The following is a 23,278-nucleotide window of genomic DNA, read 5'->3' on the forward strand; positions in this document are numbered from 1 at the left end:
GCCGCCGCCTTCGTGGGGATCGAGCGAGCCGTCGCCAACCCGGGGATGCCGCGCTGGTACGAGCGCGACGGTCGCGTGAAGCTCTCCGCGGCGTGGCTGATCGAGCGCGCCGGCTTCACCCGCGGCACTTCTCGTGGTGCCGTGGGGCTCTCGACTCGCCACAGCCTCGCCATCGTGTGCTACGAAGGCGCGCGGGCGGCCGACATCGTCGCCTTCGCCCGCGAAATCCGCACGAAGGTCGAGGAGCGTTTCAGCGTCCGCCTCGTCCCCGAGCCCGTGCTGTGGGGCGGGCTGTCTCTCGGGCCGTGAGCCTCGATCCGATCGCGGAGATCGTGGCGGCGCGGGAGGAGGCGCGCCGGCGCAAGGATGCTCATGTTGACGTCTGCTTTCTCGCGACGGTGGGCGACCACGGCCGACCCGAGGCGCGGCCGATCTCCCTCCGCGATGTCGACGAAGGCGGCTTCGGCCTCGTGCTCAATGCCTTGAGTCCGAAGTGGCGGCAGATCGAGGAAGGCGGTCAGTGCTCCCTGTGCATTCTCTGGTCGAGCGTGGAGCGGCAGTATCGCGTCTACGGCGAGCTCCGGCCCATGGACCCAGACCGCCTCCGCTTCTGGTGGGACCGCAAGGTCCTGGGCTCGCGGCTTCTCGAGCACTACTACGAAGCCTACCGCCCGCAGAGCACGCCGGTGCCCTCGCGAGCGGCCTTCCTCGAGGGGATCGCCGAGCTCGGCCGCCGCTGGACCAAGGCGGCCGACGTGCCCCCGCCCGGGAGCCTGCGCGGCGTCTGTCTCTGGCCCACGGAGATCGACGTCTGGCATGGCTCGCCGTCCGATCGCCTGCACGACCGCCGCCGCTTCACTCGCCGCGTCGGTGACTGGACCGTCGAGACGCTGGTACCGTAGCCGGATATGGCGGGACCTCGAAGCCGCATCGTGATCGTCGGAACGACGGGGGTCGGCAAATCCATGCTGGCCAAACGACTGATCGATCGACTCGGGCTTGAATTCATCGAGCTCGACGCCCTCCATTGGGGACCCAACTGGAAGGCCGCATCCGTCCACGACTTTCGTATCCGCACCGACGAGGCGACCAGCGCCGAGGGCTGGGTCGTGGCGGGAAACTATCGGCAGGTGCGTGACATCGTGTGGTCCCGGGCAGACACGCTGGTCTGGCTGGACTATTCCTTTCCGCGCGCCCTCTGGAGACTCACCAGGCGCACGGTCCGGCGCGCCGTAACGCGAGAAGTTCTCTGGAATGGCAACCGGGAGTCCTTCTGGGAGCACTTCAAATTCTGGTCGGAGGTATCCGTCTACTACTGGCTGTTCAAGGGCTACGGTCCGCGCCGACGCGAGTATCCCGTGCTGTTCTCACGACCCGAGTACGCGCATTTGAAGATCGTGCGCCTGAAATCGCCCCGCGCAACGGAACAGTGGCTCGGGAGGTTCTCGTCTGAACGCCCAATCGCCTGTTGACAGGCGCGGCCCGCCCCTGCTAGCGTCACGAATCCGAGGTCCTCTCCCAGCGCTTCTAGCGGGGCTAACCCCCCGCTCATTGTCCCCGTTCCACGTCCGCGGGAGGTGTCAGGTGGTGACAGAGAGCAGATGTCAGAGGAGGTTCTTCTCCATCGTTGCGGTGGCGACCCTGCTCGTCTCCATGGTCGTGTCCACGCCGGTGGCGGCCCAGACGGAGACGCCGCGCCGGGGCGGCGTCCTCCTCGCGGTCATCGGGGCTGACCCGCCGAGCCTCGACTCCCACCAGGAGAGCACCTTCGCCAACATTCAGCTCGTCGCCCCGCTCTACAGCACGCTGCTGCAATTCGACCCGTTCAGCTACCCGAAGATCATCGGCGACGTGGCCACCGAGTGGAAAATTGCGTCCGACGGGCTGACCTACACCTTCAAGATCCGCCAGGGGATCCGCTTCCACGACGGCTCGCCCCTCACCGCCGCCGACGTCAAGGCCACCTATGACAAGATCGTCTTCCCGCCCGTCGGCGTGGCCAGCATACGAAAGAACGCCTACACGGAGATCCGGAGCATCGAGACCCCCGACCCCGCCACCCTGATCTTCAAGCTCAAGTTCCCCTCCGCCTCCCTCCTGGCCAACCTGGCCTCGCCGTGGAACGTGATCTACCCGAAGAAGTACCTGGACAAGGACCCCAACTACTTCAAGACCAATGTCATGGGCTCCGGCCCGTTCAAGTTCAAGAGCTACACGCGCGGCTCCACCTTCGAGGGGGAGCGGAACCCCGATTACTTCGTCAAGGACCGCCCCTACCTCGACGGGTACAAGTTCTTCATCAGCCCCGAGACGAGCGTGCGGGCGGCGGCCATCCGGTCCGGGCGCGCCTACATCGAGTTCCGAGACCTGCCCAATTCGGAAGTGGAGGCGATCAAGAAGCAGCTCGGCAACAAGGTCGCCGTCCAGGAAACGCCCATGGTCGGCCAGTTCGGGATCGCCATCAACAACACGGCGAAGCCCTTCACCGACATTCGCGTGCGCAAGGCCCTCACCCTGGGCTTCGATCGCTACACGGCGGGCAAGGTGCTGTACGGGATCACCGGGCTCAAGATCGTGGGCGGATTGATGCGCCCGGGCACCGATTTCGCGCTGCCGGATGCCGAGCTCCAGAAGCTGCCAGGCTTCTGGAAGGACGCCGACCGGAGCCGCGCCGAGGCCAAGCGGCTCCTGGTCGAGGCGGGCTATCCCAACGGCCTGAAGGTCACGCTGAAGAACCGCAACGTGAAGCTCCCCTACCAGGACTTCGCGGTGTTCGCGATCCAGGAGTGGCGAAAGATCGGGGTGGAGGTCGAGAACCGACCTCTGGAGACGGCGGCCTGGTTCTCCGACGGACAGAACACGGGGAACTTCGAGCTGATCGTCGCCCCCACCGTCGAGTTCGCCGACGATCCCGATCAGTTCCTCGGTCGTTACGCCACGGGAAGCACCCAGAACTGGGGCCGATTCTCCGACCCGCGCGTCGACGATCTGTTCTCGCGCCAGGCCCGGACGCTCGACCCCGCCGAGCGCAAGAAGCTCTGCAATGAGATCGAGAAGCTCGTTCTCGAGAACGCGTACTACATGCCGGGTCTGTGGTGGACGCGCAACGTCGTGCACTTGACCAAGGTGAGGAACTACGTGGCTCCGCCCAGTCACTACACCAATCAGAAGCTCCAGGACGTGTGGCTGGCCGAGGATTGATCGGGAGCTGACCTCGTATGCGGACGTACGTGGCCAAGCGAATTCTCCTCATCATCCCCACGCTGCTCGGGGTGGCCGCCCTGGTGTTCCTGATCATGCGCATCATTCCCGGAGACGTGGCCCTCTTGATCCTGGGCGGTGACCAGGCGGGCCGGATCGATCAGGCGCAGCTCGCCGCCATGCAGCAGCGCCTGGGGCTGGATCAGCCGCTCCTCGTGCAGTTCGGCAAGTGGCTCTGGGGCGTGGTCCGCTTCGACTTCGGCACTTCGCTGTGGACCGGGCGTCCCGTCATCGAGGAGCTGCTCATCCGGCTGCCCCTCTCCCTCGAGCTGGCCCTCCTGGCCACGTTGGTTTCCGTGCTCCTGGCCATCCCCCTCGGCATGCTCGCGGCCGTGCGCCAGGACACCTGGGTGGACTACCTCGTGCGGGTGATCAGCATCGGCGGCCTGGCCATCCCGTCCTTCTGGGTAGGGATTCTGTGCATTCTCTTCCTGGTGATCTTCTTCGGCTGGGGGCCCCCGCTGGAGTTCACCCCGCCCTGGGTCGATCCCTGGGCGAATTTTCAGCAAATGGTCTGGCCGGTGGTCACCGTGGGCTACCGCTACGCCGCCGTCACCACGCGCATGACGCGGTCGACGGTGCTCGAGGTCATGCGCGAGGACTACATCCGCACCGCCTGGGCCAAGGGGTTGCAGGAGCGGGCCATCGTCATCCGTCACGCCTTGAAGAACGCGATGCTCCCGGTGATCACCCTCATCGGGACGGAGTTTGCCTTCCTCATCGGCGGGCTGGTCGTCACCGAGACGGTGTTCACCCTCAACGGCGTGGGGCGGTTCGTGGTGGACGCCGTCGCCCATCGCGACTACCCGGTGGTGCAGGCCCTCGTGTTCCTCATCGCCTTCAGCTTCGTGGTCGTGAACCTCCTCATCGACCTGACCTACGCCTGGTTCGATCCGCGGATCCGTTACCGGTAGGGTCATGAGCGTCAACTATCCGCTCGTGGAGACGGCCGCCGCGGCGCCCCTGACGCCCCGCCGCACCTTCGGGGATGAGGTGGGGAAGTTCATCCGGACGAAGCCGCTGGGCGTGGGCGGCGCCCTGATCATCCTGGCCATGATCTTCGTGGCCATCTTCGCGGCGGCCCTCGCTCCCTACGATCCCTATGTCGGCGACTACGCCGCGCAGTTCGCCCGCCCGAGCGCCGAGCACTGGTTCGGGACCGACGAGTTCGGCCGCGACGTGCTGAGCCGGATCATGTACGGGGCGCGCATCGCCCTGTTCGTCGGCTTCACCGCCTCGTTCGCCGGCTGCACGCTCGGGGCCCTGCTCGGGGTGGTCAGCGCGTACTGCGGCGGGAAGGTGGATCTTTTCCTCGAGCGGCTGATGGACATCCTGCTCGCCTTCCCCCTGCTCATCCTCGCCCTGGCCATCGCCTCGATCCTGGGGCCCGCCGTCCAGAACGTGGTGGTGGCCATCGCCATCCCCATCGTCCCCCGCGCGGCGCGGGTGGTGCGGGCCACCGCGCTCTCGGTGAAGGAGAACCAGTACGTCGAGGCCGCGAGCTCGCTGGGCGCCTCGTGGCGCCGCGTCATCCTCCAGCACATTCTCCCCAACGTCATGGCCCCCTACATCATCATGCTGACCGCGCAGCTCGGGAGCGCCATCCTGACCGAAGCGGCCTTGAGCTACCTGGGGCTCGGCACGGCCGAGCCGACGCCGTCGTGGGGACTGATGCTCTCGGGCTCCGCCCCGTCGTATGCCGAGAAGGCCCCGTGGATCGCCCTCTTCCCGGGCATCGCCATCAGCCTTGGGGTGTTCGGCTTCAACCTCTTCGGCGATTCGCTGCGCGACGCCCTCGACCCCAAGCTCCGACGGGGCTAAGGGTCCGGGCGACCGCGTCGCGGCCCGCACCGGTTACTCCGTGCGCAGGCTCGCGATGAAGTGCACGAGGTTCAGGATGTCTTCTTCCTGGAGGGGCTGAGCAGACATGGTCATCATGCCGTCGAGGTCGGAGGCGGTCTTGGCCTTGAAGCTGCGGAGCAGCCGGAGAAGATAGTCGAAGTCCTGACCCACGAGTCGCGGGACCTGCTGCTGGCCGACGAGCCCGGGCTTGTGACAGGACGTGCAGTGATGGAGATTGGCGAGCTGCTTGCCCGCGGCGACCTTGGCCGGATCGGTTTTCGACGGGCGCTGGCGCGCCTGCTGGGTTTCGTAGTACGCGGCCAGGTCCGCCATGTCGGCATCGCTCAGGTTCTCAGCGGCGGGCGACATCTGGGGATCCTTGCGGCGCCCGTCCCGGTACTTGATGAGCTGCCAGTGGGTGAAGAACGCCGGCTGACCGGCCAGGGAGGGAGTGCCGGGGACGGTCGCGTTGCCATCGCGGCCATGGCAGGCCACGCACGGCTCGGCCTTGCGCCGCCCTGCCTCCACGTCGGCGGCGGCCGCCGGCGCCACCACCGCGACGGTCAGCGTGAGCGCGAGGCCGGCGGCACCCGTGAGGGCGAGCAGCCGGCGCGACGGGGGCACACACTCACGACTCTGTTTGGAATTCGCCAAAGTCAAGGTCGCGTCCACAATGGGCTTGCCACACTTCGCGCGCCGGCTTTGCCGGCGCCACCCCCTCCTCTTGGGGGAGGGCTTGGGAGGGGGCCGCCGAGGCCCCCTCCCCCTTCTTTCCGCGCTGGCTTTTCAGCGCTGGTAAGTGACCCGGTAGATCGCTCCCGCGTAGTCGTCGGCGATCAGGAGGGAGCCGTCCTTCATCTGCTTAGTATAGACTGGCCGGCCCCAGATCTGGTCGCCCTGGAGCCACCCCTCGGCGAACGGCTCGTACTTGGGCACGTCACCCGTCCGGAGCGTGACCATCATTACCCGGAAGCCGACCTTCTGGGACCGGTTCCAGGAGCCGCGCTGAGCGAGGAAGGCGCGGTTCTTGTACTCGGCGGGGAACATCGAGCCCGTGTAGAATTCGACGCCGTTGCCGGCCACGTGCGCGCCCGTCTTGAGCAACGGCGCGGCGAACTCCGCGCAGGCGCGCCCTTTGCCGAACTCGGGATCGAGGATGTCGCCCTGGTGGCAGTAGGGGAAGCCGAAGTGTAGGCCCTTCTTCGGCGCGGTGTCGAAGCGGTCGCTCGGCACGTCCTCGCCCAGCCAGTCACGGCCGTGGGTGGTGAAATAGAGCTCCTTCGTCACCGGGTGCCAGTCGAAGCCCACGCTGTTACGCACGCCATGAGCGAAGTACTCGAAGCCCGTACCGTCGGGATTGACGCGCGAGATATTGGCGTTGGTGTCCGGCGGCATGCAGATATTGCAGGGCGCGCCAATATTGAAGTAGAGCTTGCCGTCCGGCCCGAAGGCCAGGTACTTCCAGCCATGCGGCACGTCACGGGTCAAGACGTCGTAGACGACCTCCATCGCCGGTGGATTGTCGAGCTTGTCCTCGATCCCCATCATCTTGGTAATCCGGTGGATCTCGGCGATGTAGAGCGTGCCGTTCTTGAAGGCCACGCCATTGGGCAGGTTGAGCCCCTTGGCGATGACCTTGACCTCGCGCTGCCCGCCCTTGTCCACCACCGCGTACACGTTGCTGGCCACGCGGCTGCTGACGAAGAGCGTGCCCTTGTCGCCCCAGGTCATCGCGCGCGCGTTGTTGATCCCGTGCGCCCAGAGGGAGACCTTAAAGCCGGGTGGGACCTTGATCTTGTCGACAGGAATCTCGCCCGGCGCCTTCGGGGCGGGCGGCTGCGGAATGGGCGCCAGCGTCGAGTCCGCCATGCTGGCGGGCTGGCCCTGCTTCCAGGTCGGAGGCGGGGCCGGAGCTTGCTGGGCCGGGGCGAGTGGCGCGAGCGCGAGGCCGATGACGAGGGCCACCGTGAGCGATGCGAGGATGATGCGCCGCATGTTGAGCCTCCCCTTTGAGGATGGGTGAGGACCGAGTCAGTAATTGTCCGCGGACTTCGTGTCCCGGCGGGACGATACGTCGTCGGCTTCCATATTGTCAAGCGGACATCAGCGAGTTCACCGTCTGGCAAACAGGAGATAGAGCCACTGGCCGAGCCAGCCCAGAGCCGGCGGAAGCAGCACGCCAGGAATCAGGCGCGCCAGGGTCAGGGGCCATCCCAGCAAGGGCGCCTCGTACGTGAGCATCCGGACAGGGCTCACCAGGGTCTTGGCGGTGAGCAGGGCGATGAGCGGGCCGGGGGCGGCCCCGCTCCGGAAGAGGTTCGCCACGACGGGAAATACGAGGTATGGCCCTCCCGGCATGATCAAGCCAGCAGCCCAGCCCACGACAATGCCCCGGCCCAGCCGGTCGCCGCCCATCCAGCTCGAGAGCACGGGAGCCGGGATGAGCACGTCGAGCAGCCCGGCCAGCACGAATCCCAGGACCAGCTCTATCCAGACGCCGCCCAGCAACCGGCCCGTCGACTGGAAGCCGCGGAGCACGAGCTGGGGATCCCTCGCGAGCGCCACCGCGAAGGCGATCGCGGTCAGGGCCAGCAAGATGATGAGACTCGTGTCCATTCTTCGCCGCGGCTTCATGGGAGAGCCCGGGCGGGGGCGCTCCGGTAGATGAATGGAGGCGGCTGAGTTTCCGTGGCGACTTTGCGCGCCTTCTCGATCAGCCCATGGTCGGGCGAGAGACGGCACACGGGATCCGTAGCCGCGGCGTTCCCGGTGAGGTGAAAGGCCTGGCAGCGGCAGCCCCCGAAGTCCAGCGCGCGCCGGTCGCAGCTCCGGCACGGCTCGGGCATCCAGGCCTCGCCGCGGAAGGCCGAGAAGCCCGGGGAGTCGTGCCATATTTCCCCGAGCGGGCGATCGGTCACCGAGTCGAAGCGAAGCCCGGGCAGCGTATGAGCCGCGTGGCAAGGCAAGACGAGGCCGTCGGGACTGATCACGATGAATCGCCGCCCCCAGCCATCCATGCAGGCCTTCGGGAACTCCGCGTAGTAGTCGGGGGTGACGAAGAGGATCTCCATCCGGCCGCGCAGCCGCTGACGCGCGTCGCCGGCAACAGCGCGGGCGCGGTCGAGCTGCTCGCGCGTCGGCAGCAGGGCGGCGCGATTGGAGAGCGCCCAGCCCACGTACTGGGCATTGGCCAGCTCCAGGCGGTCGGCGCCCAGCCGCTCCGCCAGCGCGACGATCTCCTCCACGCGGTCGAGGTTCTCTCGATGAAGCACGGTATTGAGGGTGAGGGGAAAGCCGAGCTCCTTGACCCATGAGGCGATCTCGAGCTTGCGGTCGAACGCGCGCAGCCCCGCGATCCGATCCGACGCCGTGGCTTCGGTGTCCTGAATGGAGATCTGGACATTGTCGAGACCGAGCGCGCGGAAGCGGGCCAGGCGCTCGCGACGGAGCGGAATACCGCTCGTGATCAAGTTGGTGTAGAGATCCAGGCGGTGGGCTTCTTCGATGAGGGCCTCGAGGTCGTCGCGCACGAGGGGCTCGCCGCCCGTCAGGTTGAGCTGGACCACTCCGAGGTCTTCCGCCTCGCGGAAGACGCGCTGCCAGGTCGTGGTGTCGAGCTCGCGATCGTGGCGCCCGTAGTCGAGGGGATTCGAGCAGTAGACGCAGCGCAGGGGGCACCGGTAGGTCAGCTCGGCCACCAGGGTGTAGGGACGGACCGCCTCGCTCACAGCGCTGCCTGCACGAGGCCGCGATCGGCCATCGTCTGAAGGAAGTCCATCACCTCGCGCTCGACGTCCGGGGCCTCGTGCCCGTACTTCTGGGCCAGCTCGTCCACGATGGAGCTCACCGTGCGCTCGCCCGTGCATCGCTGGAGCACGTCGGCGGCGGTGGGGTTGAGCACGAGGCCGCGCTCCGGGTAGAGGAGCATGTAGCGCGACGACTTGCGGTCGAAGCGGAGGCGGGCCTTGGAGGCCAGGCGGGGCCGGCTCGAGGCGTCCATCAGGTGGCGCGGGCTCCTGCCGGGCCCCAGCCCGGCTCGATGTACGCGGCGAACGTGCAATCCAGCAGGTGCCAGAGAATCTCCGTCTTGCGGATGAGGGCGGCCACGCAGCGCTCCTGCATCTCGTGGGTCGTGGCGTGGGCGACCACGAAGTCGATGGCCTCCAGGGAGTCGCGCCGGGCGCGCGGGACGCGCGAGCGGAAATAGGCGAGCATGTCCGCGCTCACCCACGGGTAGTGCTTCTCCCAGGCGAGCACGCGCTTGATCATGAGGTCGGGGGCGAAGAACTCGGTGAGCGACGAGGCCACCGCCTCCACCAGGCTCCGCTCGCGCACGAGGTCGACGTAGGCGTCGCAGGCGAAGCGCACGCCGGAGAGGACGGAGCGACAGCTCGCCACCTCCTCGCGGTCGAGGCCCACCCCGTCGGCCAGCCGCAGCCAGAGATCGAGCCCCGCCTCGCCGCCCGTCTCGTCGCCGTCATGATCGCGGATGCGACGGATCCACATGCGGCGGAAGGCGGGATCTTCCGACTTGGACAGGATGACGGCGTCCTTGATGGGGATGCGAGTCTGGTAGTAGTAGCGGTTCAGCACCCACTGCTGGAGCTGGAGCTTGGTCAGTCGGCCCTCGTGCATCAGCACGTGGTAGCGATGGTGATCGTGGTAGCGCTGCTCGCCCTCGCGGCGGACCCAGGCGATGAACTCTTCGCGAGAGAGCGGCGGCCGCATCGTCTCCGTGGTCACAGCGAGACCTCCATGCCGTCCCGGGCGATCTCCCACCCCGCCGCTTCCACCGCCGCTCGCTCCTTGGAGTCGTCACGCAGCAGGGGATTGGTGTTGTTGATGTGAATGTAGATGCGGCGCGGGGCGGGTAGGTCGCGCAGCGCGGCAAGGCTCCCGGCCTCACCACCCACGGGCAGATGCGCCATGTCTTCAGCCCGCTTGGTCCCAAGACCGAGGGCGGGCAGCTCGTCGCTCGACCAGAACGTCCCGTCGAAGAAGACGCAGTCGGTTCCGGCGAGCGCCTTGCGCATGTCCGGGGTCAGGCCGCCCGCCGCCGGAAAATAGGCAAGCTGACGCCCCGTGGACGCCTCGCGAATCTTGAGCCCGATATTGTCCTCGGGATCGCCGATCCCCAGCTGCTCGAGGTGAATGGGAAGCTTGCCCGGGACGGCCACGACCTCGATGAAGAGGCCGCTCTCTCGTCCATCGACGGAGATCAGGGCCACCTCTCGTCCGAGCTTCAGAGAGCGCCACGCCACCTGCTCGGGGAACCGCTCGAGGGTCCGATAGAGGACATTGCCCTCGGTGAAGCCGAGACGGACGCGCTCGGTGGCGTAGACGACGAGCGGGTGAGATTCGCGGAGCGAGAGGAGGCCGAGGGTGTGATCGAGGTCGCCGTTGGTGAGGACGACGGCGTCGATGGGCGAGTGCCGGGGCGCGCGTGGGTGGAGCGCGCCGAAGCTCTCGATCTGGTGACGGATCTCCGGGGAGGCGTTCAGCAGAACCCAGCCCTCGCCGTCGGCGCTGACGGCCACGCATTCCTGGGTGCGGGGAGTGGCCATGATGAGTCCCGCGCGGACCCCCCGGCAGTTCGGGCAGCCACAGTTCCACTGGGGAAAGCCGCCGCCGGCCGCGGCGCCCAGCACTCGGATGCGCACGATAGGCCCCCAGAGACACCACAGCCCCCCGCTCGCGCATGGGCCGGGCGGAGGGCTGTCGGCGCTGATCGGGCGGCTGATCCGCCCTTAGAAGCGGTCGTCCTGCTCGCGGTCGAAGTCGTCCTGGTACGAGTTGATCTCAGCGTCCATCTTCACTTCGATGAAGTCCGGCGCTTCCCAGCTCATAACCCTCACCTCCCGTGAGAAGTCCCCCAGGGCCAATCTGCTCGCGACCCTGATACTATCGGGCCCACCCCGCGGCCGTCAAGTGCATTGCGAGATCGCCGGCCGCTCTTGTCCGCCTCCCACGTTGCCTTCAGCTTAGCTCGAGGCTCTTTCGATCTTGCCCCACGTGTCCCGCAGCCCCACCGTCCGGTTGAAGACGGGACGGCCGGGCGCCGAGTCACGCGTGTCCACGCAGAAGTACCCGGTGCGCTCGAACTGGAATCGCGCGCCCGCGGCCGCGGAGGCGAGGGCCGGCTCCACCTTGGCATCGGACAGCACGGTCAGCGATTGGGGGTTCAGGGCGGCCGTGAAGTCCTCCTCGGCATCCGGATCGGGCTTGGCGAAAAGCGTCTCGTAGAGCCGGACCTCGGCCTCCGCGGCGTGGGCGGCCGACACCCAGTGGATGGTGCCCTTGACGCTCCGGCCTTTGCTGTCGCCGCCCACCGTGGCGGGGTCGTACTGGCAGCGCACCTCGATCACCTCGCCCGCGGCGTTCTTCTTGAAATCGGTGCACTGGACGATGTAGGCGTAGCGCAGGCGGACCTCGGCCCCCGGCGTCAAGCGGAAGTACTTCTTGGGAGCGAACTCGCGGAAATCGTCCTGCTCGATCCAGAGCTCGCGGCTGAAGGGCACCTTGCGGCCGCCCGCGGAGGGGTCTTCGGGGTTGTTGACCGCCTCTATCTCCTCGACCTTGCCCTCGGGGTAGTTCTCCACGATGAGCTTGAGCGGGCGCAGGACGGCCATGCGGCGCTCCGCCCGCTTGTTCAGGTCCTCCCGCACGCAGTGCTCGAGCAAGGCCAGCTCCACCGTGTTGTCGGACTTGGCCACGCCGATGCGGTCGCAGAAATCGCGTAGCGACTCGGGAGTGTAGCCCCGGCGGCTCAGGCCGGCGAGGGTGGGCATGCGGGGGTCGTCCCATCCGCTGACGTGGCCGCCCTCCACCAGGCGCAGGAGCTTTCGCTTGCTCATCACGGTGTGCGACAGGTTGAGGCGGGCGAACTCGATCTGCTGGGGGTGATAGATGCCGAGGGCGTCGAGGTACCAGTCGTAGAGGGGACGGTGGTCCTCGTACTCGAGCGTGCAGAGGGAATGCGTCACGCCCTCGAGAGAATCGGACTGGCCGTGGGCCCAGTCGTACATCGGGTAGATGCACCACGTGTCACCCGTGCGCTGGTGGGTGGCCTTGCGGATCCGGTACATGACGGGATCGCGCAGGTTGATGTTGCCGGAGGCCATGTCGATCTTCGCGCGCAGGGTCTTGCTGCCGTCGGGGAACTCGCCCGCCCGCATGCGGCGGAACAGATCGAGGTTCTCCTCTACCGAGCGGTGGCGATGCGGCGACTCCCGCCCCCGCTCCGTCAGGGTGCCGCGGGACTCGCGGATCTCGTCGGCCGAGAGGTCGTCCACGTACGCTTTGCCCTTGCCGATCAGCTCCTCGGCCCACTGGTACAGCTGCTCGAAGTAGTCGCTGGCGTGGTAGAGGTGCTCGCCCCAGTCGAAGCCGAGCCAGCGCACGTCCGCCATGATGGCGTCCACGTACTCCTGGCTCTCCTTGGTCGGGTTGGTGTCGTCGAAGCGCAGGTGGCAGCGGCCGCCGTAGTCACGGGCGAGGCCGAAGTCGAGGCAGATGGCCTTGGCGTGGCCGATGTGCAGGTAGCCGTTCGGCTCGGGCGGGAAGCGCGTGATCACCTTGCCGCCGAAGCGGCCCGTGCGGTTGTGCTCCTCGATGATCTCGCGGACGAAGTTCGAGGGCTTGGGTTGCTCGGTCATCGAGCAGATCGTATCACCGTTCGCGACATGACGGCTACGCGTCAGTGAGCTGATCGGCCAGGATTGTCTCCAGTCGGAGCAGGTGGTCAGCCGGGAGGGGGGCCACGGATGCGTCGTTGAAGCGCTGACCGAGCTCGCTCATGAAGTCCACGCAGAAGAGGGCCGTGTAGAACCGGATGATTTCGTGTTGCTCGAGAGTCAGCTCGAGGAGCTCGCACCAGTAGTCGGTGTAGTCGAGGCTTTCTCCCATGCTGAGCAGGGCGGTGCGGGTGAGGGCCACCGTGAAGAGCGGATCTCCGAAGCAGACCCAGTCCACGTCCACGAGCCCGCTCAGTTGTCCCTCGTGGACGATCACGTTCTTGGTCGTGGTGTCATCCAGGAACGGCGTCGGCCTGACGGAGTCGAGGTACGGGGCGAAGCGGCGCGCCTGGCCCTGCACCCGGTCAACGGGATCCGTCCCGACCTGGCGAGCCGCTTCGATGCGCGCGCGGCTCCGCGCGAGCAGCCGGTCGATGACGGAAGCCCACGTGTCCTGGAAGGGCCCGTCATGGCCATGCGCGTATCCGAATCCCTTCCCCTGAGGAAGCGTGTGGACGATGCGTTGGATGCGGCAGACCTCGCCCGCGATCGCGCGCCGGTCGTCTCGGGTCAGCCTCGAGTAGACAGTCCCCAGGTCGTCGCCGGCCAGTCGCTCCAGGACAAGATAGGGAAAGCCACGGAGCTCGCCCTCGCCGAGCAGCTCGGGCAGCGGCACTCCCAGGGGCCTCAGGATGCGCGACCAGTAGCGTGCGCCCGCGAACTGCGCGCGGCTCTCCGGAGTACCGATCCGGACCACGCAGCGAGCGCCGGAGACGGCAGCGACGTCGTAGACATAGCCCGAAAGCCCCGTCGAGAAGCGAGCGACTCGACGCGGCGGCGTCCCGAAGTACAGATGCGCGATCTCTGCGGCACTCTCCTCCGTGGGGACCCGATGCGTCTTACTCTCCATGTTCATCCTTCACCGCGAGCTCCGCGGCAACTCCGGGTTAGAATTTCCGGGTGCGTCCGTGATGCGATTCGGAACACCCGAGTTTTCTTCCTCGTAAATCTTACAAAGCGCCTCGCAGGTCTTACATTCTCTTCCCGCGGTCAAGAATTCCTCAAGACAAACTATTCAGGCGGTTGGCCCTTGGCACGTGCGTTGCCCGCTGCTGTAGGTTCGCTCGCCACGGATCGTGACGAAGGGCAAGAAACCTCAAACAGGAAGAGAGGGAGGAATGCGGGCAATGAAAAAAGTTCTCACGCTGATGGTTGTGGTGGCAGTGGTCGCCCTGGCATTCGCGCCCCTGGCCTTTGCGGCGGATGTGCAGGGCAAGGTGAAGGCCGTGGACCAGAGCGGGCGGTGGCTGACGCTCGAGGACGGCCTCCAGCTCATGATTCCCGCCTCCGTGAAGGTCGACCGCCAGGCTCTCCAGCCCGGCGCAGACGTGAAGGTCAGCTACGAGACCCAGGGCAACCAGCACATCGTCACCGCCATCGAGGTACGCCCCGCGGCCAAGTAAGCCGCCGCCCGTCGTAGAGAATCGGGGCCCGGAGTCATCCGGACTCGATTCCGTGTTCGCCGGCCGCTCAAAAGGGTCCAGATGCGAGGCGGCGCCCGAAGGCAGCATGCGAGGCGTACTCTCTGTACGTTGAGCATGCTGCCGAGGGCGCCGTCTTCTTCTCGCTCAAGCGTCGATGACGATGGTTGACGGGAGGGCCTCTTCGCGCAAGCGCTCATCGCCGCAGATGGTCCCCTTTCAGCGGTCGGCCGGTGAGAGGGCGGCGATGAAGGCACGGACGCGCTTGGCATTGGCGCCAAGGTCGCTGCGGCCGATCCGGGAGACCGAGCGGATATCCACCAGGCTTCCATTCAGCGCCGGGACCACTCGCACCACGATGTCATCCTTGAAGCGGAAGAGCGGTGTGGTGGCCGTGGCCTCGAGCCGACCCTCCGGCGGTGCCGCGGCGACGATGTGCCACCCCAGCCCGCGCGCGGCAGCCTCGATGCGCGGGAAGGCCTGCTCGGGAGGATCGGGGAGCAGCAGGGGAATGATGTCGGGGTAACCCTTTTTCTGCAGGGCGGCCACCACGGGGCCGCCATACGCCGCTCCATTGAAAGAGGCCTGGCGCGTCGTGAGGAGCGCCACGAACTGTGGCGGATCCTCCGTATCCGTGGTGACGTCGTGGATGCGGGGCGCCGTGAGCATCTTGAAGATGAGCGGGGCCATGACGACAAGCCCCACTACCGCGACGGTGATCCAGAGCATAGCGCGCCTCCGTTTCTTGCGGGTCTCCGCCATGGTCATGGGCCTCCCCGGGGGCAACCGGAGCTGACCTGCTAGGGGAGGATACCGCGCCTTGACAGGGCCTCGACGGCGCGACTAGAGTCGGCTCGTCATGACGATCTCCGCGGCGCGGCTGGCCTTGGCCGCCCTGCTCCTCCTCGCCGGTTGCCTTGCGGAGCCCCAGGGTTATACCCAGCAGGATCTCCAGTCGCGCTGTCTCATGACGGGCGGCGTCTGGTACCCGAGCGCCGGGCGCGACGGCTTCTGTGAATACCAGTCCCCGGGCTTTCTCTGAGCCGGGCGCGCACAACCCATGCCCTCCGCTCCGGAGCTCAGAGCCGTGCCGACGGTACAGATCGACGACGATCATGTGCGCGTCACCGAGTGGCGCTTTGCCCCGGGAGCGGCCACGGGCTGGCACCGCCACGAATACGCCTACGTGGTGGTGCCCATGACGACGGGAACGCTGGCCATCACGGGTCCGGACGGCCCTTCGTCGGCCGAGTTCGTGACCGGGCAATCCTACACGCGTGGAGCGGGCGTGGAGCACGATGTCAGGAACGCGAACGCCTTCGAGTTCATCTTCGTCGAGGTCGAGATCAAAGCGTGCCCGTGAGCGGCCCTTCCTCCCGGGCCCATCGGCCCGGCGGCTAACGCGTGGGCCGGGTGCGGCTGTCGCGGATCGTCCGCGTGTTCGCGTGGACGGGGCTCACGAGCGTGGGCGGCGGCCGCTACGCCTACTTCTACGAGTCGCTGGTGGCGCGGCGGGGCTGGGTCAAGCGCGAGGAGTTCGTTCAGGACCTGACCCTCTGCCAGCTCCTGCCCGGTCCCAACTTCTCCAATCTGGCTGTGGCCCTCGGCTTCCGGCTGGGCGGACCGGGTGGCGCGGCATGGGGCGCGGTGGCCCTCATTCTACCCGGCGCCCTCATCCTGCTCGGCCTGAGCGCGCTCTACTTTCGGGGCGAGTTCAGCCCGACCATGGCCCATGGGCTCCGGGGGGTGGCGGCGGCCATTGTCGGCCTCGTCTTCGTCACGACCGGGCGCATCATTCCCGTCGCCCTGCGCACCTGGCGCGCGGTCGTGATCGCGGCGGCGGTGTTCTTGCTGGTGGGGGTGCTCCGCGTCAATGCGGCCCTCACCATCGCGCTCGTGGCGCCCGGCAGTCTCTGGCTGTTTCGCCCGACCCCGAGATCGTCATGATCGCCGCTCTCGCCCGACTGACCTGGACCTTTCTCTGGCTGTCCGTGATCTGTATCGGCGGGGGTCTCGGCGTGGTGCCCGAGATGGAGCGGCAGGTCGTCCGCCACGGCTGGGTGACTCGCCAGGAGTTCATCGATGGTTACGCGCTCTCCCAGCTCACGCCGGGACCCAGCATGCTGGTCGTCGTGTTCGTCGGCTATCGCGCCCATGGACTCGTGGGCGCGCTCCTGGCGGGAACGGCGATGTTTCTGCCCGTCTCGCTCCTCACGGCCCTGATCGCGCGGAACTGGGCGGAGATTCGTCAGCGCGCGTGGGCGCAGGTGGCCGAGCGGGCGCTGACCCCGATCGGGATTGGTCTCACGGCGGCGGGGGTCTACACCCTCGCGCGCGCGGGCCTCCACGGCGTTCCGTCCGTGATCATCGCCATCCTCGCCGGTCTCGCGCTCTGGACCGGACGGGTGCCGGCCATCGTGCCCGTGCTGGCGGGGGGCGTCGTGGGCTGGCTTGCCGCCCTCTGAGCCGCCGTCAGTCGACGCGGGAGATGAGGTCGGAGCTCAAGCCCTTGACGCTCGTCTGGCCGCAGAGGGCCATGGTCGTGCGGAGCTCGCGGCGGAGAATCCCCAGCGCGCAGGCCACGCCGGCCGCGCCGTCGGCGGCCAGGCCCCAGAGGATCGCGCGGCCCGCCGCCACCACGGTGGCCCCGAGGGCCAGGCCCTTGAGCACGGCCGTGCCACGATCGAAGCCGCCGTCCACCACGATGGGGACCGCCCCCGCCACCGCGTCCGCGATCGCGGGCAGGGCGTCGATGGCGGCCTGGGTATGGTCGAGCTGGCGGCCGCCATGGTTGGACACCCAGATCAGCTCCACGCCCGCCTCGACGGCACGCTGGGCATCGCGCACGGTCATGATGCCCTTGATGCCGATGGGCAGCCGCGTCGTCTTCTTGAGCCACGCCACGTCGTCCCACGTCAGGCGCTCCGGATAGCTGCCGTCGGGTCCCCGCGGGTTGGGCGCGTGCGACATGGCCTCGCGCGGGTTGAAGCGGTGGACGATATCGCGCTCGCGTCGGCCATAGACCTGCACGTCGACGGTCAAGACCACCGCGTGATAGCCGGTAGCCTCGACGCGCGCGAGGAGGTTGGCGACCCAGGCGCGGTCGCCGTGATGATAGAGCTGGAACATCTTGGGCCCGGCGCTCGCCTTGGCCACGTCCTCCACCGTCCAGCCCGCCGCGCCCGATAGGAACTGGAGCGTGTCGCCCTGGGCGGCGCCTCGGGCCATCTCGAGGTCGCCGTGCGGATGGAAGAGGATCAGACCACCCATGGGGGCGACAGCTACCGGCCAGGACATGGGCACCCCGAGGAGCCGTGTGGACAGGTCGATCTCACGGATATCGACGAGAATGTCCTGGCGTATGGCCAGCCGATCGAGGGCGCGGCGATTGCGCTTGCGCGTCATCTCGGTCTCGGCGGCGCCGTCGCCGAAGTTCCACGCGTCGCGGGGCAAGACCTTCTTCGCGTACTTCCGGATTTCCGGGAGCGTGACGAATTTGTCGGCCATGGGTCCGTACCATACTGCGACCGGGCACCGGAGGCAAACGTCTATTTGACACGCCACAAGCGCGAGCCTACAGTGACACACCAACTTCCATCCACAGGAGGCCACGTCCATGATGTACGAGCTCCGCACCTACCACGCCATGCCCGGCCGGCTGCCCGATCTCAATCGGCGCTTCGCCGAGATCACCCTGGACTTCTTTAAGAAGCACGGCATCGAAGTCGTCGGCTTCTGGACCAATGAGCTCGGCGGCTCCTCCGACCAGCTCATCTACATGCTGGCCTACGAGAGCCTCGCCGATCGCGAGAAGAAGTGGAGCGCCTTCGTCACCGACAAGGAGCGGCTCGCCAAGTTCGCGGAGACGGAGAAGAACGGGCCCCTGGTGGCGCGACTCACCGCGCAGATGCTCAGGCCCACGCCCTATTCGCCGATGAAGTAGCGGCCGGTGCGTCCGCGCTCGGCCGCCCTTGCCGCGCTCCTGGTTGTCGGCCCGGCCCTCGTGGCTTGCCAGCGGGAGCAGAAGGCCATCGAGCAGGATCTACCCGCGGCGCGGGCGACCAAGGCGCGCGCCGATGCGCAGCAGATCGCGGGCGCGGTGCGTCTCTATCAGACCACGTTCGGGGCGCTCCCCGGCTCCCTCGAGCAATTGACGCAGGCCCAGACGGTGGGCGGCGTCACCGGCGGGCCGTTTCTCGCTCGAATCCCCCCGCCGCCCACGGGCTGGGCGCCGTACGCATACGCGAAGCAGGACGAGACGAATTTCACCGTCACCTCCTCGGGCGGCGGCGTCACCGTGAGCACGCCATGACGATACAACGGAACGCTCGACCGCGACTGCCCCTCCTGGCCCCGGATACCCTCGATCCCGAGCTTCGTCTCATGCTCGAGCGCTGGCAGGCGGAGGGCGGCGATCCGAATTTCATTCTCACCCTCGCGCGCTTGCCGGAAACGCTCAAGCGCTTCGTGGCCTTCTACTCGCCTCTCGTGCGCAAGGGCGTGGTGGAGCACCGCACCAAGGAGCTGGCGCGGCTGCGCCTGGCTCAGCTCAACGACTGCGCCTACTGAATGTCCACCCGCTACGCCTTGGGAAGGCGCGAGGGCATCACGGAGGAGCTGGTGGCGGCCCTCGCCGACTACGAGGGCGGGCCTTTCTCCGCGCGCGAGAAGGCGGCGCTCCGCTATGCGGATCGTCTCTTCTTCGACCACCATCGAGTGGATGACGCGCTCTGGGATGAGCTATCCGGCCTCTTCACGGAGGAGGAGCGCCTCGAGCTGACCTGGGTTCTCTCGGAGTTCATCGGCCTGGGCAAGGTGATGTATGTCCTCGGCGTCCAGCATGGCGGCCATGCCCATGTCTGAGGCGGACCGCCTGTTCTCCATCCTCAGTCGACGGGAGAGCCCGGCATGAGCGCAGTGAGGGAGCTCGACACCCCGGCCGTGACCATTCGCCTCGACATCATGGAAGACAATATCCGGCGGGTGCAGGCCCATCTCGCCAAACACGGCATCGGCAATCGCCCCCACATCAAGACCCACAAGATCCCCGCCATCGGGAAGCTGCAGATGCAGGCGGGCGCCATGGGGATCACGTGCCAGAAGATCGGGGAGGTCGAGGTCTTCGTGGACGCGGGAGTGGCCGACGACGTCCTGCTCACCTTCAATATCCTGGGCCACGCCAAGACGGAGCGGCTCATGGCGCTGTGCCGACGGGCGCCGGGACTGACGGTGGTGCTCGACAACGAAGTGGTGGCGCGGGAGCTCAGCGAGGCGGGGGCGCGCCACGGCGTCGATGTGCGGTTCCTCGTCGAGTGCGATACCGGGTTCGGGCGCACCGGCGTGCAGACGCCCGAGGCCGCCTTCGATCTGGCGCGGGAGGCGGCCCGGCTGCCCAGGATGCACTTCCGCGGTCTCATGACCTTTCCCAATCGCGAGCCCACCACGCGGGAATTCTTCGCGCGCGCCCTGGGGCTCTTCAAAGGCGCGGGGGTGCCCGTGCCGGTGGTCTCGGGCGGGGGAACGCCCACGCTCTTCACCGCGCAGAATATCCCGGCGCTGACCGAGCATCGCGCCGGCACCTGCGTCTTCAACGACGTCATGGTGGTCTCGTCCGGCACCGCGACCTGGGACAACTGCGCCATGCGGGTGCGCGCCACCGTGGTCAGCCGGCCCACCGACGGCCGCGCCATCCTGGATTGCGGGACCAAGGTGCTGACCTCTGACCAGTACGGGCAGAAAGGCTTCGGCCACATCCTGGAATACCCCGAGGCCGTGGTGGGCAATCTCTCCGAGGAGCACGGCATCGTGGACCTCTCGGCCTGCGCGGACCGGCCGAAGGTGGGCGAGATCGTCCACGTGGTGCCCAACCACTGCTGCGTGGTCAGCAACATGGTGGACGAGCTCTACGGCGTCCGCGGCGAGACGGTCGAAGTCGTCTGGCCCGTGGCTGCCCGCGGCCGCGTGCGCTAGAGACCTCGGGTGCCCGCGCGCGGGGCCGATGTGGTCGTCGAGGCGCTCGTGGCCGCCGGCGTGCGTCAGCTCTTCTCGCTCTCCGGCAATCAGATCCTGTCCATCTACGACGCCACCGTCGGCTCGGGGATCCGCATCATCCACACACGCCACGAGGCGGCGGCCGTGCACATGGCCGATGCCTGGGGTCGGCTCACCGAAGAGCCGGGCGTGGCGCTCGTCACCGCCGGGCCCGGACACCTGAATGCCCTGTCCGCGCTCTATGGCGCGCTCATGTCCGAATCCCCCGTGGTGCTCCTGAGCGGGGCCTCGCCGCTCAGCCAGGCGGGCCGCGGGGCCTTTCAGGAGATGGACCAGGCGGCGGCGGCCGCGCCCGTCGCCAAGGCCTCCTGGATGGCGAGCAAGGCAGAGCGGCTCGGAGAAGATATCGCCATTGCCCTCGATCTCGCCCGGAATGGTCGGCCAGGGCCCGTGCACGTCAGCCTGCCCGGGGATCTCCTGGAGTCCGAGGTAGGCGGAAGTCAGGAGCGGCTTCCCGACATACATCGCCCTTCCATGCCGGCTGCGGACGCTGATGTGCGGCGCCTCCTCGAGCTCCTCGAAGCCTCGCGGCATCCGCTCATCCTGACCGGCTCGGCCATGTCACGTCCGGCACGCGCCCGGAGTGTCGAGCGCCTCTGCGCCGCCACGGGGATCCCGGCTCTGGCCATAGAGAGCCCGCGCGGAGTGAATGACCCGTGGCTTCACATGGCCGCGACCTATCTGGGCCAGGCGGATTTCGTCCTGCTCCTAGGCAAGCGGCTCGACTTCGCCGTGCGCTTCGGCGCGCCGGCCGCCTTCTCTCCCTCCTGTCGCTTCGTGCAGGCGGACTGGGACGCCGAGGCGCTCGACAGCAGCGGCCGCGTCACCCTGGGGATGGTGACCGACCCCGCCCTGCTCGCGGAGAGACTGGCCGAGGCCTTTGGGTCCCTGGGGTCAGGACGAACGAACGGGCGCTGGCACGCGTGGGGCGAGCTGGTCGCGGCAGCGCGGCGGCTCGTGCCTGACGAGTGGCATGCGCTCCGTCGCAAGCCCGGCTCGCCCATTCATCCGCTCCGCGTGGGCGCGGCGCTCCAGCCATGGCTCGATGGCGGCGCCATCCTGGTCGCCGACGGCGGCGAGTTCGGCCAGTGGATACAGGCGGGCTGCGAGGCCGGGACCCGGCTCATCAATGGCCCCGCGGGCTCGATCGGCAGCGCCTTGCCCATGGCTCTCGGCGCCCGCCTCGCCCACCCGGAGCGCACGGTGATCGCGGCCCTCGGCGACGGCACCTTCGGCTTTCACGGCTTCGAGCTCGACACGGCCCTCCGCTGCGGTTTGCCCGCGGTCGCCGTCGTGGGCAATGACGCGCGCTGGAATGCCGAGCACCAGCTGCAGCGGCAGCAATATGGCGCGGACCGCGCGGTGGGCTGTGAGCTCCTGCCCTCGCGCTACGACCAGCTGGCCGCCGCCCTGGGCGGGCATGGAGAATACGTCGAGCGTGCGGAGGAGCTGGAGCCGGCGATCGAGCGCGCGGTCCGCTCCGGCCTCCCCGCCTGCGTCAACGTGGTGATCGAGGGGCTCGCCGCGCCGACCTACCATAGAGCAAACCCTGCCCACTGAAATCAGGGCACGTCAGGAGCCCCCAGCGAGTTTTCCCGCGAGGAGGGTCAGGTCGTTGGGGCCGACGTCGGAGACGAGAGCGTAGCCGAGCTCGCCGTCCCGCCACAGCAGGACGTTGAAGCCTCGTGCCGAGGTGCGGTAGACCTCCAGCCGGCCGAGGCGCTCGAGACCGCGACGCGGCCAGGGCAGGCCCTCGGCCTTGACGACGAAGACGGACACGGTGTGGAGCCGCCGGCCATAGACGAGCGTCGCGGCCTGGCGATCGAGGAAATAGCCCACGGCCCCGCCCCGCAAGGGAAAGTCCGCATCGCCGGGAAAGCGCGCGCCGGGAGCGAAGTCGAGCCGGCCGGAGAACCAGGGGATGACCTGATGGATGCCGCTGCTCTCGATCTCGAGCGGCCGCTGGCTCTGGAGCAGGCGGATATGATCGTTGACGGCCTCGGTGACCATCGCGGTCCGTCCGGCCTCTGGCGGCGCGAGCACGCGCTCCCAGGCCAGCGGCGCCAGGGCCAACAGGACCACGGCGGCGGCCACCACGGGCATCCATCTCTTCAGCCCCGGCCGCCGCGTCGCGGGGGATGAGACCTCGCCGGGCCAATGAGCGGCGAGCCGGCGCTTCAACGCGAGGGGCGCCGAATACTGCGGCAGCTTGCGCTCGAGGGCGAGGGTCAGTTCATGCTCCAGGCGATCCTCGTGGGCGCAGCCTGGACAGCCGTCGAGGTGGGCCCGCACCTGGCCATGGGCCTCTGAGCCAAGCCGCCCCTGCTGATAGTCGAGGAGCACTTCGCGGACATCGCCGCAGTCCATGCGCCTCAGGTCTCCCAGTCCCGCAGGGCCTGGCGGAGGGCGGCGCGCGCGCGCGACAGCCGTGACTTGACCGTGCCCACCGCGCAGCCCAGCACCTGCGCGGTCTCCGCTTCCGTCAGCCCTTCCAGGTCGAGCAGGATCACCGTGCGCCCGTCCTCCGAGAGCCCCATGAGCGCGCGCTCGATGTCCTCGGCGGCTGCTTTCCGCAGGCGATCGAGCTCGATGCTCTCCCTCTGGCGCCCGATGTCCGCCGCGGGGGGCAGTGACGGGCTGACCGTGTCGAGCCCGCCCGTGACAGGATTGTGACGCTCGCGTCGATAGTGGCTCACGAACGTGTTGCGCAGGATGCGGAAGAGCCAGGCCTTGAGATTGGTCCCGGGCGTGAACTGCGCGGCGGCATTGAGCGCCCGCGTATAAGTTTCCTGGACGAGATCCTCGGCATCACTCTCGTTCCTCGTGAGATAGCGCGCCAGATTGTAAAGGCCATCCGCATAGGCGAGGGCCTCCCGGCCCATGGCCCCCGGCTGCTCTCCATCGCTTCGG

General features: G+C 67.9%; 30 protein-coding genes. 17 read left to right on the plus strand and 13 right to left on the minus strand.

Annotated elements, in window-relative coordinates; genetic code table 11:
- The 6 genes from VGT00_06580 to VGT00_06605 form a co-directional block, all read left to right on the plus strand.
- Positions 1-309: UDP-N-acetylenolpyruvoylglucosamine reductase (locus VGT00_06580; protein HEV8531063.1), on the plus strand; the 309-nt coding region annotated here is incomplete at its 5' end.
- Entirely contained in the window at positions 306-902 is a 597-nt protein-coding gene (locus VGT00_06585; protein ID HEV8531064.1) for a pyridoxamine 5'-phosphate oxidase family protein, read from the plus strand. The genes VGT00_06580 and VGT00_06585, both read left to right, overlap by 4 nt.
- Positions 903-932: 30 nt before the next feature.
- Positions 933-1,472, plus strand: coding sequence for an AAA family ATPase (locus VGT00_06590; GenBank protein HEV8531065.1), 540 nt, complete (start codon positions 933-935; stop codon positions 1,470-1,472).
- Positions 1,473-1,587: 115 nt separating this feature from the next.
- Complete coding sequence (locus tag VGT00_06595; GenBank protein HEV8531066.1) at positions 1,588-3,201, plus strand: ABC transporter substrate-binding protein; 1,614 nt, start codon at positions 1,588-1,590, stop codon at positions 3,199-3,201.
- 17 nt (positions 3,202-3,218) lie between these two features.
- Positions 3,219-4,175, plus strand: a complete 957-nt coding sequence (locus VGT00_06600; protein ID HEV8531067.1) for an ABC transporter permease — start codon at positions 3,219-3,221, stop codon at positions 4,173-4,175.
- A gap of 4 nt (positions 4,176-4,179) precedes the next feature.
- Positions 4,180-5,082 (plus strand): ABC transporter permease, encoded by a 903-nt coding sequence (locus tag VGT00_06605; GenBank protein ID HEV8531068.1) that lies wholly within the window; start codon positions 4,180-4,182, stop codon positions 5,080-5,082.
- 33 nt (positions 5,083-5,115) lie between these two features.
- Here VGT00_06605 and VGT00_06610 read toward each other — a convergent pair whose 3' ends face one another.
- The 9 genes from VGT00_06610 to VGT00_06650 all read right to left on the minus strand — a co-directional run bounded on the left by VGT00_06610 (position 5,116) and on the right by VGT00_06650 (position 13,746).
- Positions 5,116-5,727, minus strand: a complete 612-nt coding sequence (locus VGT00_06610; GenBank protein ID HEV8531069.1) for a c-type cytochrome — start codon at positions 5,725-5,727, stop codon at positions 5,116-5,118.
- A gap of 162 nt (positions 5,728-5,889) precedes the next feature.
- Entirely contained in the window at positions 5,890-7,098 is a 1,209-nt protein-coding gene (locus VGT00_06615; protein HEV8531070.1) for a PQQ-dependent sugar dehydrogenase, read from the minus strand.
- A gap of 117 nt (positions 7,099-7,215) precedes the next feature.
- Complete coding sequence (locus VGT00_06620; protein ID HEV8531071.1) at positions 7,216-7,719, minus strand: permease; 504 nt, start codon at positions 7,717-7,719, stop codon at positions 7,216-7,218.
- 14 nt (positions 7,720-7,733) lie between these two features.
- The gene (gene pqqE / locus VGT00_06625) at positions 7,734-8,831 is read right to left on the minus strand and encodes a pyrroloquinoline quinone biosynthesis protein PqqE (protein HEV8531072.1); all 1,098 of its coding nucleotides are present in this window, start codon (positions 8,829-8,831) and stop codon (positions 7,734-7,736) included.
- On the minus strand, positions 8,828-9,103 hold the full coding sequence (gene pqqD / locus VGT00_06630; GenBank protein HEV8531073.1) for a pyrroloquinoline quinone biosynthesis peptide chaperone PqqD: 276 nt from the start codon (positions 9,101-9,103) through the stop codon (positions 8,828-8,830). The genes pqqE and pqqD overlap by 4 nt, the downstream gene beginning before the upstream one ends.
- Positions 9,103-9,846, minus strand: a complete 744-nt coding sequence (pqqC, locus tag VGT00_06635) for a pyrroloquinoline-quinone synthase PqqC (GenBank protein ID HEV8531074.1) — start codon at positions 9,844-9,846, stop codon at positions 9,103-9,105. Before pqqC ends, pqqD begins: the two co-directional genes overlap by 1 nt.
- The gene (gene pqqB / locus VGT00_06640; protein ID HEV8531075.1) at positions 9,843-10,763 is read right to left on the minus strand and encodes a pyrroloquinoline quinone biosynthesis protein PqqB; all 921 of its coding nucleotides are present in this window, start codon (positions 10,761-10,763) and stop codon (positions 9,843-9,845) included. Before pqqB ends, pqqC begins: the two co-directional genes overlap by 4 nt.
- Positions 10,764-11,084: 321 nt before the next feature.
- On the minus strand, positions 11,085-12,758 hold the full coding sequence (locus VGT00_06645) for a glutamine--tRNA ligase/YqeY domain fusion protein (protein ID HEV8531076.1): 1,674 nt from the start codon (positions 12,756-12,758) through the stop codon (positions 11,085-11,087).
- 34 nt (positions 12,759-12,792) lie between these two features.
- A complete protein-coding gene (locus VGT00_06650; GenBank protein ID HEV8531077.1) occupies positions 12,793-13,746 on the minus strand; it encodes a phosphotransferase in 954 nt (317 codons plus the stop codon).
- A gap of 277 nt (positions 13,747-14,023) precedes the next feature.
- Between VGT00_06650 and VGT00_06655 the strand changes: the two genes are divergently transcribed.
- A complete protein-coding gene (locus VGT00_06655) occupies positions 14,024-14,299 on the plus strand; it encodes a DUF1344 domain-containing protein (protein ID HEV8531078.1) in 276 nt (91 codons plus the stop codon).
- A 237-nt stretch (positions 14,300-14,536) separates the two neighbouring features.
- Here the strand turns inward: VGT00_06655 and VGT00_06660 are convergent, their stop codons facing one another.
- Positions 14,537-15,046, minus strand: coding sequence for a DUF1499 domain-containing protein (locus VGT00_06660; GenBank protein HEV8531079.1), 510 nt, complete (start codon positions 15,044-15,046; stop codon positions 14,537-14,539).
- 130 nt (positions 15,047-15,176) lie between these two features.
- On the opposite strand from VGT00_06660, the gene VGT00_06665 reads away from it, so the two are divergent.
- Genes VGT00_06665 through VGT00_06680 form a run of 4 tightly spaced genes read left to right on the plus strand, consistent with a single transcriptional unit; the run spans position 15,177 to position 16,782 of the window.
- Positions 15,177-15,359 (plus strand): hypothetical protein, encoded by a 183-nt coding sequence (locus tag VGT00_06665; GenBank protein HEV8531080.1) that lies wholly within the window; start codon positions 15,177-15,179, stop codon positions 15,357-15,359.
- A gap of 18 nt (positions 15,360-15,377) precedes the next feature.
- Positions 15,378-15,680 carry a cupin domain-containing protein gene (locus tag VGT00_06670; protein ID HEV8531081.1) on the plus strand — a complete coding sequence of 101 codons (303 nt, stop codon included), beginning with the start codon at positions 15,378-15,380 and terminating at the stop codon, positions 15,678-15,680.
- A gap of 41 nt (positions 15,681-15,721) precedes the next feature.
- Positions 15,722-16,264 (plus strand): chromate transporter, encoded by a 543-nt coding sequence (locus tag VGT00_06675; protein HEV8531082.1) that lies wholly within the window; start codon positions 15,722-15,724, stop codon positions 16,262-16,264.
- On the plus strand, positions 16,261-16,782 hold the full coding sequence (locus tag VGT00_06680) for a chromate transporter (protein ID HEV8531083.1): 522 nt from the start codon (positions 16,261-16,263) through the stop codon (positions 16,780-16,782). The genes VGT00_06675 and VGT00_06680 overlap by 4 nt, the downstream gene beginning before the upstream one ends.
- Before the next feature lie 7 nt (positions 16,783-16,789).
- Here VGT00_06680 and VGT00_06685 read toward each other — a convergent pair whose 3' ends face one another.
- The gene (locus VGT00_06685; GenBank protein HEV8531084.1) at positions 16,790-17,824 is read right to left on the minus strand and encodes an alpha-hydroxy acid oxidase; all 1,035 of its coding nucleotides are present in this window, start codon (positions 17,822-17,824) and stop codon (positions 16,790-16,792) included.
- Between the two features lie 109 nt (positions 17,825-17,933).
- Between VGT00_06685 and VGT00_06690 the strand changes: the two genes are divergently transcribed.
- The 6 genes from VGT00_06690 to VGT00_06715 are packed head-to-tail and all read left to right on the plus strand — an operon-like array spanning position 17,934 to position 21,928.
- Positions 17,934-18,260, plus strand: a complete 327-nt coding sequence (locus VGT00_06690) for an NIPSNAP family protein (GenBank protein ID HEV8531085.1) — start codon at positions 17,934-17,936, stop codon at positions 18,258-18,260.
- 6 nt (positions 18,261-18,266) lie between these two features.
- Entirely contained in the window at positions 18,267-18,629 is a 363-nt protein-coding gene (locus tag VGT00_06695) for a type II secretion system protein GspG (protein HEV8531086.1), read from the plus strand.
- Positions 18,626-18,886: a carboxymuconolactone decarboxylase family protein gene (locus VGT00_06700; GenBank protein HEV8531087.1), complete on the plus strand. Its 261-nt coding sequence runs from the start codon at positions 18,626-18,628 to the stop codon at positions 18,884-18,886. The genes VGT00_06695 and VGT00_06700 overlap by 4 nt, the downstream gene beginning before the upstream one ends.
- Positions 18,887-19,180 carry a hypothetical protein gene (locus VGT00_06705; GenBank protein ID HEV8531088.1) on the plus strand — a complete coding sequence of 98 codons (294 nt, stop codon included), beginning with the start codon at positions 18,887-18,889 and terminating at the stop codon, positions 19,178-19,180.
- Positions 19,181-19,225: 45 nt separating this feature from the next.
- Positions 19,226-20,287: an alanine racemase gene (locus VGT00_06710; protein ID HEV8531089.1), complete on the plus strand. Its 1,062-nt coding sequence runs from the start codon at positions 19,226-19,228 to the stop codon at positions 20,285-20,287.
- A 9-nt stretch (positions 20,288-20,296) separates the two neighbouring features.
- On the plus strand, positions 20,297-21,928 hold the full coding sequence (locus VGT00_06715) for a thiamine pyrophosphate-binding protein (protein HEV8531090.1): 1,632 nt from the start codon (positions 20,297-20,299) through the stop codon (positions 21,926-21,928).
- A gap of 12 nt (positions 21,929-21,940) precedes the next feature.
- On the opposite strand, the gene VGT00_06720 is transcribed toward VGT00_06715, so the two are convergent.
- On the minus strand, positions 21,941-22,735 hold the full coding sequence (locus VGT00_06720) for a zf-HC2 domain-containing protein (protein ID HEV8531091.1): 795 nt from the start codon (positions 22,733-22,735) through the stop codon (positions 21,941-21,943).
- A 5-nt stretch (positions 22,736-22,740) separates the two neighbouring features.
- The coding region (locus VGT00_06725) for a sigma-70 family RNA polymerase sigma factor (protein ID HEV8531092.1) at positions 22,741-23,278 on the minus strand (538 nt) is incomplete at its 5' end.

This window comes from Candidatus Methylomirabilota bacterium, from assembly GCA_036002485.1.
In the GTDB taxonomy this organism is placed as follows: Bacteria; Methylomirabilota; Methylomirabilia; order Rokubacteriales; family CSP1-6; genus AR37.